General features: G+C 41.8%; 5 protein-coding genes. 3 read left to right on the top strand and 2 right to left on the bottom strand.

The window, feature by feature from the left end:
- The first annotated feature begins 4 nt into the window (after window positions 1–4).
- A complete protein-coding gene (locus F0220_RS30755; protein WP_149847009.1) occupies window positions 5–9400 on the top strand; it encodes a non-ribosomal peptide synthetase in 9396 nt (3131 codons plus the stop codon).
- A gap of 328 nt (window positions 9401–9728) precedes the next feature.
- On the opposite strand, the gene F0220_RS30750 is transcribed toward F0220_RS30755, so the two are convergent.
- Together F0220_RS30750 and F0220_RS30745 are read right to left on the bottom strand one after the other, a co-directional pair.
- Window positions 9729–11444: an ABC transporter ATP-binding protein gene (locus tag F0220_RS30750; protein ID WP_076329997.1), complete on the bottom strand. Its 1716-nt coding sequence runs from the start codon at window positions 11442–11444 to the stop codon at window positions 9729–9731.
- Window positions 11445–11494: 50 nt separating this feature from the next.
- Window positions 11495–11893: a CopG family transcriptional regulator gene (locus tag F0220_RS30745; RefSeq protein WP_076329996.1), complete on the bottom strand. Its 399-nt coding sequence runs from the start codon at window positions 11891–11893 to the stop codon at window positions 11495–11497.
- An 865-nt stretch (window positions 11894–12758) separates the two neighbouring features.
- Between F0220_RS30745 and F0220_RS30740 the strand changes: the two genes are divergently transcribed.
- Window positions 12759–15824 carry an S-layer homology domain-containing protein gene (locus tag F0220_RS30740; RefSeq protein WP_149847008.1) on the top strand — a complete coding sequence of 1022 codons (3066 nt, stop codon included), beginning with the start codon at window positions 12759–12761 and terminating at the stop codon, window positions 15822–15824.
- A gap of 522 nt (window positions 15825–16346) precedes the next feature.
- Window positions 16347–19454: a hypothetical protein gene (locus F0220_RS30735; protein ID WP_149847007.1), complete on the top strand. Its 3108-nt coding sequence runs from the start codon at window positions 16347–16349 to the stop codon at window positions 19452–19454.
- The last annotated feature ends 19 nt before the right edge of the window (window positions 19455–19473 follow it).

Genomic DNA, 19473 nt, shown 5'->3' with positions numbered 1-19473 from the left:
TATCTTGAAAATTAAAAAAATATATCCGTTGACACCCATGCAAGAGGGCATGCTATTCCATTCCATCATGGAAAAGAAAGACGATGCGTATCATGAACAGGCATCCTTTACCATCAAGGGAACTTTAAATATTCCTTATTTTCAGAGAAGTCTGGACGAACTTGTGCAGCGGCACGATATTCTGCGAACTTCTTTCGTTCATACTGATCTTCAAAAACCAAGGCAAATTGTACGTGAGCAGAGAGAGATCCAGATTTCGTTTCATGATTTATCGAATATGAATACTGAAGATCAGGAAGAGGAAATTCGGTCTTATAAAGCAGAGGATCGATGTGCGCCTTTTGACATGGCCAAAGATCCATTAATTCGATTGAAGTTATTCCAGACGGAACCCGAGTCGTTTAACTTAGTATGGACTTTCCATCATATATTGCTAGATGGCTGGTGTATTAGTTTATTCTTCGGTGAATGGTTTGAGATTTACGAGGCGACACTTAAAGGGCAAAAACCTAAACTTGATCCTGTCGTTCCATACCACGTATATATACAGTGGTTGGAAAAACAAGACAAAGAAAGAGCACGTAAGTATTGGAGAGAGCTTATTGCGGGCTATGAAGACAAAGCGGAGCTCCCCCTACGAAAATCTAATGTTACTGGGGAACTGTATGACCACCAGTGTTTCAATTTTAGCTTTAATGAAAATTTGACTGGTAGATTACAGGAGCTTGCTAGAATCAATGGAGCCACCATGAATACCTTACTACAAGTATTATGGGGTGTGTTGTTACAACGTTATAATGGTACCGATGATGTAGTTTTTGGTGCTGTTGTTTCAGGCAGGCCTTCGAATTTAGAAGGCGTCGAGCGTATGATGGGACTGTTTATTAACACAGTCCCCGTACGGGTCCAGAGTTCAGAAGGCGACACGGCCATTCATTTGCTTAAACGACTTCAACATGCTGTTCTAGAGTCAGAAACTTATAGCTACTATCCTTTATATGAGATTCAAGCAGAATCTGCCTTGAAGCAAGAATTGTTCGATCATATTATGGTATTTGAAAATTATCCGATCGACGAAAAAATGAAGCAAGACGAGACACGTACTGCAGTTATTACAGGTGCCGAAGTAATGGAACGGACAAGCTACGGATTTGATTTAACGGTCCTACCTGGGAAATCACTCGGATTTAAGTTCAATTTTAACGCGAAGATGTATGACTCTATGATGATACAACGAATCGCCCAACATTTTACTCAACTAGCTGAACAAATAGTTGATCAACCTGATGAGCTTCTATACAAATTTGAATTGTTGCCAGAAAAGGAAAAGATAGTTCTGAATAATTGGGGTAAAGGGAACGTAACCCCCCTCGATTCAATGAAATCTATTCCTGAGTGGTTTGAGGAACAAGTTGTAAAGTCACCTGAGCATACAGCCATACTTTTTGAGGATAAAGTAATCACGTATAAGCAATTGAACGACGCAGCAAATCGAATTGCAAATTACTTGAGAAGTGTAAAGGTTGGACCAGAAACGTTGGTAGGTCTTTTATTAGAACGTTCTGAATTGATGATAGCCGGTATCTTGGGAATCTGGAAGGCTGGAGGAGCTTATGTTCCCATTGACCCTGATTATCCTCAAGATCGGATTCGCTACATGATTAAAGATAGTGGGGTTAAGGTTGTTCTTACCCAAGCTCGTCTAATACAAGAGGGATTGTTTGAAGATGAGACAAACCTTATTGCATTAGACCAGCTTGAAACGGAAACGGAACCTAGTGAAGAAGAGCCTGAAAACTCTCTGCCAACAATCCTGCCTGAGAGCTTGGCCTATGTTATCTATACATCTGGATCTACAGGTTTGCCTAAAGGGGTAATGGTCGAACATCGTAGTTTGTCCCATTATATCAACACGTTTTCGGAGTATTTTGATGTTAGCGCACGTGACTGTATGTTGCAGCAAGCTTCTTATGCTTTTGATACTTCATTGGAAGAGATATTCCCGGTGTTAGTTAATGGTGGTACGTTATTCATTTCGGATAAAGATACGGTATTGGAATCAAGAAAACTAGTAGAACTTATGGTGTTGAACCGAGTCACAATGGTTTCTTGTTCCCCTCACTTGTTGAATGAATTAAACCGAAGCTTGGAGAACGTACATCATCAGATTAGGGCATTCGTATCCGGAGGAGATGTCTTAAAAGCACATCATTTTGGAACGCTTATGGACAAATCCATGGTTGTGAATTCATATGGACCTACGGAAGCAACGGTTTGTGCTTTGTATTATGAATGTACATCTGTACAAAACGATGCTATTTCTATTGGCAAACCGATTGCCAATACGGAGATTTTCATCATGAACCGCTGGGGACAACAACAACCTATTGGAGTAGCTGGAGAACTATGTATTACTGGGGCAGGTTTAGCGAGAGGTTATCTCCATCGAGCAGATCTCACCGCAGAGAAATTCGTTCAGCATCCATACAAACCGGCAGAGCGGATGTACAAGACAGGCGATTTAGCCCGGTGGTTACCGAATGGGAATGTGGAATACATGGGACGGGTTGATCATCAGGTGAAGATTCGAGGCTACCGTATTGAAACTGGTGAGATTGAAAGTAATTTACAACACTTGCCAGGGGTACAGGATGCATTCGTGGCGGTACAAAGTGATAAGGAAGGCCAACCATACTTAGCAGCCTATGTAGTTATGAATTCTGAAACAATATCCCTTAATTTGAGTATCCTGCGCAGTGGCTTGCAGGAAACTCTACCGGATTACATGATTCCCGAAAGGTTTGTTGCAATTGAGCAACTTCCGCTTACACCTAATGGAAAAGTGGACCGCAAAGCTCTGCCAGAGCCCTTAGATGTGATGGCCAGTGGAAAGGCTTATGCTGCACCGCGTGATGAATGGGAAACCAAGATGGTTCAGGTTTGGCAGGATGTGTTGGAGAGAGGACGGATCAGCATCTATGATCATTTCTTTGAGTTAGGCGGACATTCATTAAAAGCGATGGCTTTAGTGTCAGCCCTTCAAAAACAATTGCAGATCGAGATGCCTCTTCGACAGATATTCAATACCCCGATTCTCCATGATTTAGCTCAATATGCAGCGCGAGCAGCTCAGAGTCGGTTTGAGCCCATTCAACCGTTAGCGCCTAAAACGGCATATCCTGTATCATCTGCCCAGCGCCGATTGCTGATTCTCAATCAAATTGGTGAGAAACAGACAAGTTATAACATGCCTATGGCGGTTCGGCTTCAGGGTGACCTGGATGTGGAGAAACTCGAAACTGCCCTTCAAAGGATGGTCGAAAGACACGAAGCTTTGCGTACTTCATTTACATGGGTCGACGGCGAGCCGCTGCAGATCATCCATGAGAACGTCCCGTACCGGTTAGAGCGGCTCGGGCAGTTGGAGGCCAGCGAGAAGTTAGGGAGTTCCCTGCGTCAGAAACTGAGTGAACTCATCCAGCCATTCGATTTACAACAAGCTCCACTCATGCGAACTTGGCTTGCGGAACAGGGGCAGTCGGATTATGTATTAGTGATGGACATGCACCATATTATTTCAGATGGAGTATCTACGGCAATATTTTGGGATGAACTGTCCCGGATGTATAGGGGCGAAACTCTAGAACCGCTAGAGCTGAGCTACAAGGATTACGCGTCGTGGGAACAGGCACAAATGGATAGTGAGTCCATGAAAGATCAGGAATCTTACTGGCTGGATCAATTATCCGGAGAGCTTCCCATATTGGAACTTCCTCTTGATCGACCGCGTCCACTGGTGCAAAGCTTTGAAGGTGACCGGATCACATTTGAATTGGAAAAAGAAACAACAGATCGACTGCAAGAACTGGCAGCAGAGAGTGGCAGTACACTGTACATGCTACTCATGGCAGCGTTCCAAGTGTGGTTAACCCGCTACAGTGGTCAAGAGGATATCGTGGTGGGTACACCGATTGCTGGGCGTCGTCACGCTGATACGGAACAGATGTTAGGCATGTTCGTAAACACGCTAGCTCTGCGGGGAGCACCAACAAGAGAGAAAACGTTCACTGCGTTCTTGTCGGAAGTGAAGACAACATTGTTGCAAGCCTATGAAAATCAGGAGTACGCCTTTGATCGGTTGGTAGAAAAGCTGGAAGTTAGACGGGATGCGAGCCGAAACCCTCTGTTTGATGCTTTATTTGCAATGCAGGACAATACAACTTCGGGCGGTTGGAACCTAGTAGAAGAAGAGGTCACTCCGCTAGAGATTGAATTCCCTGTAGCCAAGTTTGACCTATCGATAGAGGCAGTTGTAAATAAAGTGGGAATTGTCTTTAGTTTAGAATATGCAAGTCAGCTATTTGATCGAACGACCGCACAGCGGATGGGAGATCACTGGTTGAAACTCCTTCGGGAGATTGCATTCGGAATGGAGTTAACTATTGGAGCCATCGAAATGATATCCGAGCCTGAACGGGAAGAGCTACATCGATTTAATCGCACAGAAGTTCCGTTAGATATCGAGAAAACGGCAGCAGACTGGTTTGAAGAACAGGTGGCAGAAAGACCGGAAGCAACCGCACTGATCTTCAATGAAACTTGTTGGACGTATGATGAATTGAATCGGTTGGCGAATCGAGTGGCTTGGCATTTGCAAGCAACGGGCATTGGCGCAGGACGTCTCGTCGGCATTATGGCAGATCGGTCGGTTGAGTTGATTGCAGGAATTCTAGGGGTTTGGAAAGCAGGAGGGGCTTACGTTCCGCTGGATCCTGATTATCCAGAAGAACGCATTGCCTATATGCTGATGGATAGTGGCGTGGACGTGGTGTTGACGCAAAGCCATCTTGAAGAACGGGTCACTCAGCATGGTGTGAGCAGCGTTTGTATGGAAGCATTGGCCGAAGAAGCGGAAGAAGTAGTCAATCCGATGCGAACGAATGCAGCTGGAGATATCGCTTATGTTATCTATACATCAGGATCGACTGGAAAGCCAAAAGGTGTGATGGTAGAGCATCGAGGTGTTGCGAACTTAAGACAAATGTTCTGTAATCGAATGAATATCACTTCTTCAGATCATATCCTTCAATTCGCGAGCATTTCCTTTGATGCATCGGTGTGGGAGATCACCCAAAGCGTGCTATTAGGCGCTGTGTTATGTATGCCAGACCGTGAAACGGTACGGGATGCATGGGAACTGACACAGTGGATGGCGGAGAAAGAGGTGACGATAGCGACATTACCACCAGGATTTGCACTGTATGTTGATGTTCAACTCCTACCTAAACTGCGGATGCTGATTACAGCGGGATCCGCTGCGACTGAAAGCTTATTGGAGCACACCAAAGGAATCACTTATATTAATGCCTATGGACCTACCGAAAGTACAGTATGTGCAACCATGTGGCAGAGACCGGCTGGTCAAACGCAAGGATCTGTACCGATTGGTGGTCCCATCGATAATACGGAAATTTATATCATGGATGAGGCTGGACGGATGCAACCCATTGGCGTTGCCGGGGAACTGTGTATAGCCGGGATGGGTCTTGCTCGCGGGTATCTAAATCGAGCAGAGCTCACGGCAGAGAAATTTGTAGCTCACCCAGATAGACCTGGGGAACGAATGTATAAGACCGGAGACTTGGCACGTTGGTTGCCGGATGGAACACTGGAGTACCTTGGTCGGAAAGATGAGCAGTTAAAAATTCGAGGGTACCGTATTGAGATTGGTGAAATCGAAGCTGCGCTGGACCAGATGGATGGTGTGCGTGAGGCCGTGGTTGTGCCACGGAAAGATCAGGACGAGCAAGTATACTTGTGTGCATATTGCGTACCCGTAGAAGAGAAAACAACCGGCTCACAACTGAGAAGTGGTTTACTGAGAATCCTGCCTGAATATATGGTGCCTAGCCAAATTATAATTATGAGCCAGTTACCGCTGACGCCAAATGGAAAGGTAGATAAAAAGGCACTGCCGGAGCCGGAAGAGGCGAAGGCAGCAAGAACATCTTATGTGGCACCAAGAACTCAAATGGAAGAAGACATGGTGGAAATTTGGCAGGAAGTGCTGGGAGTCAGCCAAGTCAGCATCGACGATCACTTCTTTGAGCTTGGTGGACATTCACTGAAGGCAATGAATTTAATTCAACTTGTTCGTGCTAAACTAAAGGTCGAATTAACACTTCAAGTGATTTTTAAAAATCCTGTATTAGAGACCTTGGCGGATATTGCTAGTCATTCGATAGAAGTTGCTTACGAACCAATCTCTCGTAGTGAGCATAAAGAAGTGTACCCGGTTTCTTCAACTCAAAAAAGGATGCTCGTTTTAAATAAGATGGAGGGCAAGCAAACAACCTACAACATGCCTGTGGCTGTGAGGCTCTATGGGGAGTTGAAGCCTGACCAATTGGAACATGCTATACTCCGGGTTATTGAACGCCATGAAATTTTACGAACGTCATTTGAATGGTTGGACGATCAGCCTGTACAACGAATTCATGAAAAAGTACCATTCTACTTGGAAAAAAGAGATCTTCGTTTCCAAGGGGACAATCAGACACTGGAGAAACAAATCTATGAAAGTATGTTTGGCTTCATCCATCCATTTGAACTGAATGAAGCTCCATTAATTAGAGCGAGACTACTTCAATGCAAAGAAGCGGAATTTGTTCTTCTCATTGATATGCACCATATCATTTCAGACGGTACTTCTATGCAGATATTCTGGAAAGATCTTTCTAGATACTATGAGGGATCCACATTGGAAACACTGGAGATAGGTTACAAGGATTATGCAGTGTGGGAACAAAAGCAACTATCCGCTAAACGTATACAGCACCAAGAGACTTTCTGGCTGGATACCTTTAGTGGAGAATTACCTGTATTAAGTTTTCCTACTGATTATCCTAGAACTGCCAAACAGAGCTTCGAAGGTGATAGTTTATTATTTCATCTGAACCAGGAATTATCTGATGGACTTAACAAGCTTGCTACAGAGACTGGAAGTACACTATATATGGTATTACTTGCCGCTTTCCAAGTGTTGTTAGGGAAATATAGCGGTCAAGATGACATTATTGTAGGGACTCCAATTGCTGGGCGAAATCATGCTGATGTTCATGATATGTTTGGGGTTTTCATCAACACCCTAGCGTTACGAGGACGTCCGAATAAGGAGAAATCGTTCCTCGACTTCTTAAGTGAAGTTAAAAGTGACACCATAAAAGCATTTGAACACCAAGACTATCCGTTTGAAAGATTAGTTGAGCAATTAGATCTAAAAAGGGATTTAAGCCGAAATCCGTTGTTCGATGTTTTGTTCTCTATGCAGAACTTGGAAGTCTCAACTAACTTAATAGGAAATTTGGAATACGAAATGCTTCCTTTGCCAGAAAGTGTAGCGAAGTTAGATCTTTCAATGCAAGTGACAGAGATCAAGGATGGCATTGAAGTTGGTGTTGAATATGCAAGTAGATTATTTGAGCGGGCTACAATGGAACGATTCGCAGAACATTGGCGATTACTCTTAATTCAGATTGCATCAAATCCATCTATTAAACTGGCTGATGTGGACTTAGTTAGTTCAAATGAGCGCAGACAGTTATTGGAGACTTTCAATAATACTGAAGTTTATTTTGAAAAAGATGAAACTATCCTGGTACAGTTTGAAAAGTACGTTGAATTGACCCCGGATAAGACAGCCATCATATGTGGTAAAACTTCCTGGACTTATCGAGAAGTGAATCGACATGCGAATCGAATTGCAAGATTGCTTTTGGAACAGGGGCTAGAGAAACAATCCTTAGTTGGTTTAGTTTCCAAACGATCTATTGAACTGCTTTCTGGCATGTTGGGGATTCTGAAGGCAGGTGCAGCCTATGTTCCGATTGATCCGGAACATCCAGAGGATCGGATTCAATACATGTTGGAAGATTGTAATGCTCGTTTCATAGTGACTGATGGTAGTCTTTCAGGTTATATCAGTGAGTCAATTCACCAAATAGAAATTGCTGTACATTATGATGAAGATTTACGGGAAGACAACATTGAACTTTCCAATTATCCTGAAGCAGGCGATCTAGCTTATGTGATTTATACATCAGGGTCAACTGGTCGTCCCAAAGGAGTCATGCTTGAACATCGAGGTCTGAAGAACTTCTGTGAAGGAATGAGAGATCGCTTACCAATTTCTTCAGAAAGTACTGTATTGAGCTTAACCACTGTATCCTTTGATATTTTTGTTTTAGAAAGTCTTCTTCCACTGATGTTGGGGGCAACAGTAGTACTGGCGACGGAAGACGAAATCCAAAGTCCAAAGGTATTAAGTGAATTAGTTTCGTCGCAATACGCTGACATCATCCAACTAACTCCGTCGCGGCTAAGACTATTATTGGATGCAGGAGTTGGTCATTGCTTTAGCAATTTATCGGCCATATTGCTTGGTGGGGAAGCACTACCTCCAACGCTTCTGAACCGCTTGTCTCAAGTAACTTCAGCTAGAATCTACAATATGTATGGACCGACTGAAACCACAGTTTGGTCCACTGTGCAAGAATTGACAGATGGAAGTCACATATCCATAGGCAAACCAATTATCAATTCTCAGATTTATATTCTGAATGAAGAAGAGAGGTTGCAGCCAATAGGGATTGTTGGGGAGTTGTGCATAGCTGGGGCCGGTTTAGCAAGGGGGTATTGGAACCGTGAGGACCTTACCGCTAAGGCGTTTGTTCAAAATCCTTTTAACCCTGGCGCTCGGATGTACAAAACGGGTGATTTAGCACGTTGGCTGCCCGACGGAAATCTTGATTACATTGGACGTGCCGATAATCAAGTGAAAATTAGGGGTTATCGAATTGAACTGTCAGAGATTGAAGCGGTTCTGTTGCGTCATGAATCGGTTATAAATACTGCAGTAATTGTAAATACAGATCCTAGCGGAGAAGGTATGGAGATGTTGGTTGCTTATTTGGTTATTAAGCAAGACATTTCTGCTAAAGTAATCCAGAAATATCTTCAAAACATTCTTCCTACTTACATGATTCCTGCCCAATATGTTGTGGTCGAAGCGATGCCATTAAATGCTAATGGAAAGATTGATCGAAGAAAACTTAAGGAAGTTCCGATTGAAGTTCAGTTGCATCCCGACCAGGAGTCGTCTGAACCTTTAGGTAAGTTGGAAACGTTGGTTTATGACATATGGACTGAAGTTTTAGGGAAATCTGATTTTGGAGTAGAAGATGATTTCTTTGAAATTGGTGGGAACTCCATTAACGCTATTCATGTCGAGATTAAATTGGAACAACAAAATATTACAATAGAGGATTCGATGGTTTTCAAGTATCCTTCTGTACGCAAGATTGCTGAAAATGTAAGTCTCAAAACTTTAGAAAAGTTATAAGATTAAAGTAAGTGGCATTCTTTCAGACAATTTAAAGCGGGAATAAGGTAGATAAAGCATGGGGCGTCTCCATCGTCATCAAGATTACGAGGAGCACCCCATGTTTCTATTTATGAACTTCTCGTGTGTGTAGAAGTAATAATTCTTGGATACAACAATATTGTTATTTTGCAGGAGTAGACAAAGGTGAGTTGTTTCTATTGAGAAAGAAAGGGGAATTAAGCTATGGTTTCAGGAGTTAAGACTCAAAAAATAAAAACAACTCAAAGTTAAGGGCAGTGCCAAGTAGAGAAACGACTTGAGCACTGCCACCTAAGCATTTATGAAATTAGTTTGCTGAAGCTAAGTTTTTGTTGTACAAGTTGAAGTAATGTGCCTGCCTTTTTAACAGTTCATCATGATTACCACTCTCAACGATTTGTCCGTCTTTCATTACAAGAATTCGGTCTGCACTTTGAATGGTTGATAAACGGTGTGCAATGACTAAAGTTGTCTTCCCAATCATCATTTTATTCAAAGCTTCCTGAACAAGGCGTTCTGACTCGTTGTCTAAGGATGCCGTAGCTTCATCTAAAAGTAAGATCGGTGCGTTACGGAGAATTGCTCGTGCTATAGCGATGCGTTGCTTCTGGCCACCAGAAAGGTTTGAGCCTCTTTCGCCAACTTCAGTTTGAAATCCATCTGTCAAGCCAGTAATGAATTCATAAGCATTCGCGTGAATTGCTGCCTGAATGACTTCTTCCTCTGTTGCATCCGGATTTCCGTACTTGATGTTTTCAAGAATAGTTCCGGAAAAGAGATAAGGCTCCTGGGGTACCATAGAGAAGTATCTTCTGACATCTTCTTCACTCAAGCTTTCATAAGACTGGCCATCGACTGAAATGCTTCCTTTTGAACTAGGATATAGACTCAGTAATAGTTTAAATAAGGTTGATTTTCCGCTACCACTTGGCCCGACAATAGCGACAAACTCACCCCTGCTAATATTAACGGATAAGTCATTTATTACAGATTCATTCTCGTACTCAAAGTGAACTTGTTTCAAGCTCAAATTGTTAAACGAAGTTTTAACTGGTTTTGCAGCGTGTGGTACGATTGATGGTTCTTTCGAAACGTCCAAAATTTCAGAGATCCGGTCTGCGGCACCCATAGAGTACTGAAAATGTCCCCATATGCCTGAAAATGCTGTGAACGGCATAATTAAGTAATTCATAAGTTGGATAAAGGCAAGTAGGCTTCCTATAGTCATATCGCCTTGAGAAACGAAATATGCGCCAAGAATGAATGCAATAATGAATGCAATGTTTGCAACAACTTGTGTAGTAGAATCTAATGCGCCGTTCATTCTACCGTTTTTAAGTTCCAATTTGAAAATTTTTTCTGCTTGTTTCACGAATTTTTTATGAAAAATGTTTTCTAGTGCAAAAGTTTTGAAGATAATACTTGATCCCAGAACATCTTGTAAATAACTAGAAGTCTGCCCGTTTTGATTTTGTAAATCATTCGAGAGTCTTCTCATAGCTTTACCAAACAAGGCTGCAACGGCTAAGGTAATTGGCCCAATTAACAAGCATATAATTGCCAGTTTCCAGTTTATCGAAACTAAATAAATGAAGGAAAAAATAGCGAGAAGAGGGTTTTTAATTAGCTCTATTAGCGTATTCCCGAGCGCATCACCTACCATTGAATTGTCATTAGTCAGTCGGGTAACCAATTGTCCAGAATGATTCTTATCGTAGAAGGATTGTTTTAATTGAAGGAGTGTGCTCATTGTTTTCTTCTTGAGATCATTACGAATCATACTGGCCACTTTAGCTTTTAAATATGTATCAGTGTAAGCATTGAAACCGAGTACACCTACGATAATACATCCTGCATAAATCATAAACATCCATTGTGAGGAGTCTTGTATTACAGCTACATCGGTTATTCTTGAGATAAACCAAGCAAGGGATAAATTTAGTGCAATACCAATAAGTGTCGTAATGGCTAAGGGTACATAGAGATACCAGTATTGCTTTAAGTACGATCCTATAAACTTCATGCGTTCCACCTCTTATGAAAATTCATTAAGTTTCTGAAAAGTTTAAAAAACTATTTCTTTTTTATCGCTTCCAATGCAGCTTTTACTTGCGGGCTAGCTTTGATAACACCAAAAATTTTTGCTACTTTTACTGTTTTGTATATCGCTTCTGGAGTAACATCTGGATCCAAGATGAGCATACCAATTAATCTGATCTCCAGACTTTGATTTTTGTTATACAGCTCCACTAGATCAGATTGGTTATAGTGAACTACGCCCGCAGCTAGCACCTTGCTGGATATCTCGTGTTGTATGTACTGTTGATGCGTTGAAATTTGATTTCGCACCGAAGTTTTAATGAAATCGGTTCGATTCGAATAAAATCCTTGTTCAACTAGAAGATCAATGTGACCAAGATCAACAACACCAATATTAATGGTTATTTTCTCTGTTTTATCAATATTGTCCATTTTAGATTCAACTCCTCAGCACTATTAGTATGGTTAAATATAATTGAAATCGATCTATGGAAGTGTAAAAAGGAAGTTACCATCCACAAACCATCCATATACCATCTATATACCATCTATATAGATTATATGATAGAGAGGGTTAAAATTCAAGTTCAATAAAACTATGTTCTTTAGAAGTGTAGGAATATTAATTTTGTATATTTGATTGTTCCTTTGTTTTTGAAGGAAAGGTAGATGGTATTTTTGGAACGTCTAAAAATATTACGGAGTAAAGGCAGTTTCTCAAGGTAATGAAAGCGAAGAGCGCTACCGACTGTTAAGCAGATAACTCGCTCGATTTATCCGATACGTTAACAGCGCCGATACTTTCAAAAGGAACGGTGCTATTGTTGTGTTTAATTATTGCAACAAAGATAAACTCTCAACGTGGATGTCAGAATACCCTGATTAATGGAACTATTTCGTAAATAAAATCGTATTCTTCAGGTGCGCTACAATAGAAGTATAAAAGCAACCCATTAACTGTTAATTCTAACTTGGATAGACTCATAATATATATCTTTTTAAGTAGTAAGTTCTCCCAAAAATACTATAGATCATTACAAGAACGTATCAAATTTGAGTACAAGGCTCGCTCAATTCAGAAAAAGAATAGTGCTGAGTAAAAGAACCTAAGTAATAAGTATAACTCGTGAACTAGTGTAAACCGATATAATAAGATAGCATTGAGAAAAAGGCGGATGGTTGAAGCTTATACCTTAATTCAAAATACGCTTTAAGGAAGAGTAACTGGAGGGGAGGCACAGACTAATCTATTCTATTTAGTAAATAAATAGCTTTAAATTTGAACTGGAGGAAGTATATGTTTTATAGAAAAATGATTCAAAAAGTAAGCACATTCATATTAGTAACGAGTATGGTATCCGTCTTTAGTGGGGTAGCATATGGTCAGAAAACCAATTTAGATATTGAAGGACATTGGGCCGAGTATACCCTTAGTAAATGGCTCTCAGAAGGGTTGATTAAAGGATATTCTGACCAAACACTTAAACCCAACAATGTAATTACACGTGGAGAATTTATAGCATTGGTTAATCGTCAGTTTGATTTTAATGAGGTAGAAGAACTACATTTCACTGACTTGTCGTCTTCAAATTGGAGCTATCTAGAAGTGCAAAAAGCGGTAAAAGCAGGTTACATACAAGGTTATAAAGATCAAACTATACGTACTTCTAAACCGATAAGCCGCCAAGAAGCAGCAGTTATTGTAGCAGACTTACTGAAATTACCTAGTAATGAAAAAGCAGCTTTAGCCTTTAAGGATTCTTCAGAATTTACATATTGGAGTAAGGGTGCCATAGGTGCTACATTCTCAAAATATATCATTACTGGTTATACAAATGGTTCATTCAAACCGGCATCTCCAATTACGCGAGCTGAGGCAGTTGTAATGTTAGATAAAGCGATAAGCTTGATTCAAGAACAAGAACAAGGAACTGAAAGTGAAGATAACGATAATATACCTTCACCATCTATACCTACTGCGAGTTTAAATTCAGATTCATACAGTACATCTAATGGATCCAGTTCACCTTCGATTACTACTGGAGTGAAGACCTCCACATTGAACACCACCGTAGGCGTCAAAGATGTTTTAGGCATATCTCAAGTGGTAACTCTGACATTAACTAGTGGGGCAAATGCGCCAGGTTCATTGCGTGCAACGTTTACAGATGGAGTCAATCCAGTGACCGTTTACGTAGAGCTTGATGGAACTGAATTGGATACTGAGGTAGCTGCTAAAATCGTACAAGCGTTTGATAATGCACTAACAGGATGGAATGTGGATGCTGAGCGTGCAAACATTTATTTTACATCATTAAATCCAGCTGTTAACAACGATCATGTTAAAGCCACCGTTGAAAGCATTATGACAGGTGTGGTTTCGAGTGGAAGTGTCATAACTGTCCCAGGTAGTATTTATAACAATGTAGGTACGGCTCAGGTAGCAACACTAGTGATAGAGAACGGTGCAACGGCTCCGGGTTCATATTATGTTTATTTTACAGATGGAGGAGTGCCAGTTCAAAAAAATATCTACATCTTGGGAACAGAAACAGCGGCTGAAGTAGCATCTAAAATAGCAGTCGCGTATGGAACATCCGTAGCGGGTTGGGGTGCAGAAGCTGATGGGAGTCGAGTACATTTCACATCGCAAACACCAGGTACTAATAACGAAAATGTTCGAATATACGCTTTGGAAGCATCAGGAGTAGGGGCATCTTCAAGTACACTTGAAGTTCCAGGAAATCCTGCGACCAACACATCCCAAGTAATTAAGCTGCGTCTTCCCAATTCAGAGAGTGATCATGGGCCGATAGGCGTCAAATTCACGGATGGAATCTCCTCGTGGACAGCCTATGTGTCTATGATGGGAAGTCCTGAAACAGGAAGTGATCTTGCTGACAAGATAGTATCCGCATTCGGGAGCATGATTCCGGATTGGATCGTTTCGTCACGGGGCTCAGAAGTGATTTTTACAGCCAAGTTTCCAGCAGAGAATAACATAAAGGCTATGGCGAGACTTTCGGGATTAAACACAGGGATTGGTATGCCAGATAGTTCGATTACATCTGTAGGAACAGCGCCATTACAGGGTACAGCACAAATAGCAACACTAGTGATAGAGAACGGTGCAACGGCTCCGGGTTCATATTATGTTTATTTTACAGATGGAGGAGTGCCAGTTCAAAAAAATATCTACATCTTGGGAACAGAAACAGCGGCTGAAGTAGCATCTAAAATAGCAGTCGCATTTGGAACATCTGTAGCGGGTTGGGGTGCAGAAGCTGATGGGAGTCGAATACATTTCACATCGCAAACGCCAGGTACTAATAATGAAAATGTTCAAATATACGCTTTGGAAGCATCAGGAGTAGGGGCGCCTTCAAGTACACTTGAAGTTCCAGCAAATCTTACGACTAACACATCCCAAGTGATTACGCTGCGTCTTCCCAATTCAGAAAGTGATCATGGGCCGATAGGCGTCAAATTTACGGATGGAGTCTCCTCGTGGACAGCCTATGTGTCTATGATGGGAAGTCCTGAAACAGGAAGTGATCTTGCTAACAAGATAGCAGCAGCATTCGGGAGCATGATTCCGAATTGGATCGTTTCTTCACGGGGCTCAGATGTAATTTTTACAGCCGAGTTTCCGGCAGAGAATAACATAAAAGCTATGGCGAGACTTTCGGGATTAAACACAGGAATTGGCATGCCAGATAGTACAATAACGACCGTAGGAGCTCCATACCCTACTGGCGAAGCACAAGTGGCTACCTTAGTGATAGATTCAGGGGCTACAGCTGCCGGAACGATTACTGCTACATTTACAGACGGTAGCACAACCATTCTTAAAGATATTGAATTAATAGGTACAGAAACTGCTGCCGAAGTAGCAACGAAGATAGCTTGGGCATTTAACACGTCTTTAGTTGATTGGAACGCTACGTCAAATGATAGAAATGTTATATTTACAGCCCGAGCACCTTCGGCTAACAATCCTAAACTATCCGTGGCAATCGTGGAAGCGACAACAGGTATTGGATTGGTATCAAGCTCGATTACTACACCAGGATCGGAGACGTTTGCAGGCGTAAAGCAAGCTGTAAGTTTAAAAATTGATTCTGGCCCCAGTGCGCCAGGGATTATTAAGGTTGTATTTCGTGACGGTACGAATGAAGTTTCCAAACGTTTAAGATTGTCAGGAACAGAGACATTAAATGGACTGGCTGAGAAAATTGGTTCTGCATTTGAGAATTCGATGGCCGGGTGGAATGTCACCACGATGGATCATAATGTCATTTTCACAGCAAGTACGCCAGAAGATAACAATTCTAATGTAAGTATAGTTGTCTATCAGGAGTAAATGAATAACCAAAAAAACCATGTCATACAAGACGTGGTTTTTTTGGTTTGGAAGAAGTTTATTAGAGTACTGTGTGCTTTCTATCTCCACGTTGAACCAACCGCTTGTCGGCGACTCTTTATTATGGGATAGAAAAACATAATAAATACAACATGGAGATTTAATTAGCATTGAGATTATAACGTTGTGCATGAATTCTTCATGTAGTTGTGATGATTTATGTTCAATACGCTGCTTAAAGTGATCATCAGCCCATAACTATTAAAGAGGTATCTATATTAAATGTTAAGGAATAAGTCATAATTAAAGCATTTTAGGGATATAAGAAAACTAACATTTAATAAAAAGCATGTTGTGAAATAAAAGTCGAAACTTAACAAAAAAATCTATATTTATGGATAAAATTAACTTATAATTAGGTATAAAGTGATAATTATCACTTTTCAGAAGTTATTACATAGAACTTTTGGATTACATAAAGATGATACTCATAATTATCAAGGCCTAAGGGAGGAACCAGGAATGGGAGTTGCAGAAGTCAAAACTCAGTCATTGTATTCCAATGTTCAGCGGGGAAAAAAAGAAGAATTTATTTATCTAACAGCTTCCGATTTAATCTTAAAGCAAGATTACTTTTCGGATGCTACAGCTCACTACTGGGTTCAGGCAGATACCGTCCATCTGGATGGATCGATACGTTTGCCTGGACGTAATCTAACGATAAATGCGAGAGTTATTTCTTCCCATGGAAACATATCTATTAGCACGTCTGGATTACCCGTTCCTCCGGATCAGGACTTCGTACAAGAACCAAAGGCCGATTCCGGCATCAAAGCGATCAAAAGTGGAGACGATGGAGGAAAGGGTCATGACGGTTCCAGTGGAGCCAATGGGATGTCCGGCGGGCATTTGGTACTGACAGCAGAGCGCTTCAATCTAAAAGGAGAATTGAATCTCTCAGCAAATGGCAGTAATGGAGGTCGCGGGCAAGACGGAGGAGACGGGATGGATGGCCGGCCAGGAGATGATGGAAGAGATGGTGAAACCCATATATTCTGGTTTAATGATCATTCCACATCGGGTGGCGATGGAGGTAATGGAGGAGACGGTGGTAACGCAGGAAGGTCCGGGAATGGTGGAGACGCTGGACATATTTTTATTGGATATGTGGTTTCAAGCGAAGAGCAGAGAATAACGATGGAAACGCAAGTGGGTATCGCTGGAGCCCCAACCTTGCCCGGAAAAGCAGGAGCTGGATGTCAGGGAGGCATAGGTGGCCTTCAACTGGAGACAGTCTCGGTAGGGAAGAAATCAAGCGTTACAAAGCGCAGCAGTACGAAGAGATCCGCTAATGGAAAGGACGGCGTAAATGGCACAGTAGGGATCAGCGCAGAACATGCGATTGATGGTAAACCTGCTCAATCCATTATTGCACAGATTGGGTATAGTCAATTTTATGGAGCGAAAATCGCCGATACGGAAATATATAAGAGACTCTCTCCTGTAGATTTAGAAACTGGCTTAAGTGCCTCACTTGAACGTCAAACATTAACCTTACATAAGGCAGGATTAGCTTATCTGTCAGGAAGTGAGGATAAGCTCGAAGAAGCTGCCGATTTACTAAACTGGCTGCAACAGACAATACCGAATGAGTCCTGGTTTAATGAGGTACGAGCTCAAAGTACCTATTCTGGATTCCAAAGCGACATGCTGGACGCTTCCATTCAATGGCTAGCACTACGAAATAAAGCGATGATCCTTATTACACAGTTGGGACAGGGTCTAGACTATTTTAGCCATCCATGGAATTGGGTGCCTCTGATGCCTCTAAATAAATATCAAGACTTGGGTGTCAATCTGATAAACGCAGCTCAACAAGCTGAAACGTTATATCGTGATTACATCTTGGCTGAGAACGATCAAAGAGGGCGCTTAAAAGTATTAAACGATGCCATCACCGTTGCAGTAAATCGAATTAATGATATCGAGGGTCAAAGGCAAGATTCAATTAAAGAGCGGGCGCGCTTGGAAATAGAAGCAGACAAGCTATATGAAGATATACTTTCAAAAGAGAAGTCGCTCCAGAAAGTGGCTGAAGAATTTGTAGATGCGCTACGGAAGAAACTTGCTTTGTCCACCCTGAAGGCTACATTTGATTTGATAGTGAACGGCGTAGCGCTGGTTACCAATGTAACCCCCGCCCTTACGGCGCTCAAAACAGGCGGTGCCATAGCATCAGCAATGAGCAACTACTGGGATACAGGTAAGACCATTGTGATAGACGATACGTTCAAAAACGCCAAAACGGTAGAAAAAGAAAAAAAGAAAAAAGAAGAGGAACTTTCTAAATCCATTAAAAATGTGACTACCGCTGCTTCTTCGGGGTTAGCAATTATAAAGGATGGAATAGAGATTTACAATCTGATGGGGCAAATGCAAGAAGCACGTGATTCCTTTGGATATTCTTCATCCATGCTTGCCATGTCACGTGAGAAATTCGAAGAGATGTTAAAACCGGTTTATGATCAAATGCCGGAAGATAAAGTGGAAGAATATCGTAAGGCCTTTAATCAATATCTCAACGTCGTTGAAGAATACCAGCGCAAAAAACAAGCAGTGACAGCTAAACACCTGGAGGAAGCAAAACTATTTGCTGAAATGGCACAACGACGTGCAGATCAAGACCGAATCAAGCAGGTAATGGGAGATGACGTGGATGCGGGCTTGCCACTGTTCCATACGTATATTTTCGACCTGTACAACGGCTTAAAGCTGGCATTAACAGATTTCCTGTATCAAGAATACCAAGCATATCGCTATATGGTCCTGAGCCAAGAGCTGTTCCCGTTTGTTCAAGATAGCCACGTTGCCGAGCTTAGTCGTATTCATGCCGATATAACCGTTAAGTTGACAAACGCACTAAATGCTTCAGAAAATCCGGTGCAACCATTCAAAAACGTAACGGTTATCTTTAACGAAGCATCTTTCCCAGAGCAATTTGAAACGCTGCGAGCACATGGAACGGCATTCTTCCCCTTGACACTGGATAACCAACTCATTCGGGAGAGAATTGCAGGTAAAGCTCACATGATGGTTAGTGACTGCCACATTCAGATACCTGGTGCACGGAATGCCGCAGGAAGCATTCACATTGAATATACTCACTCAGGTCATTCAACATTTCTAGATTCGTATGGTCAACGTTTTGACTTTGTACACAACAAGAGCCATGGATTCTTTGAATATGAAGTAACTCCGGATCGAGGTGCAACAGGTGATATAGAACCTAAGGAACTCATTCGGAATGAGTCTGGTGGTGCTGTGGGTGACGGGACTAGCAGAATTATGCCAGGTTTATTGTCAGTATGGTCGATAGAGGTACCTGGCGAGGACCGAGGCGGTCTTGTACTTAATGAGGGCGTGGATTTGAGTCAAGTGAAGAAGATTATCATGACCTTCCAAGGGAAGGCAGAGGCTTATGCTGCTAAAGCTCCAGGAACAAAGTTTACCTCTTTTGTAGCAAAAAAACCTATTTCTGAAAAGTTTGCTGATCATGAGATGTTCGGATTACCGGATACTGGAACAGAAACGGAAATAGGGAAAGAAAATTCAATCCTTATTGAACTCTAGTGTCCTATACCAATCCCAC

The organism is Paenibacillus sp. 37, assembly GCF_008386395.1.
Lineage (GTDB): Bacteria > Bacillota > Bacilli > Paenibacillales > Paenibacillaceae > Paenibacillus > Paenibacillus amylolyticus_B.
This window is presented reverse-complemented; position numbering and strand designations above follow the sequence as displayed.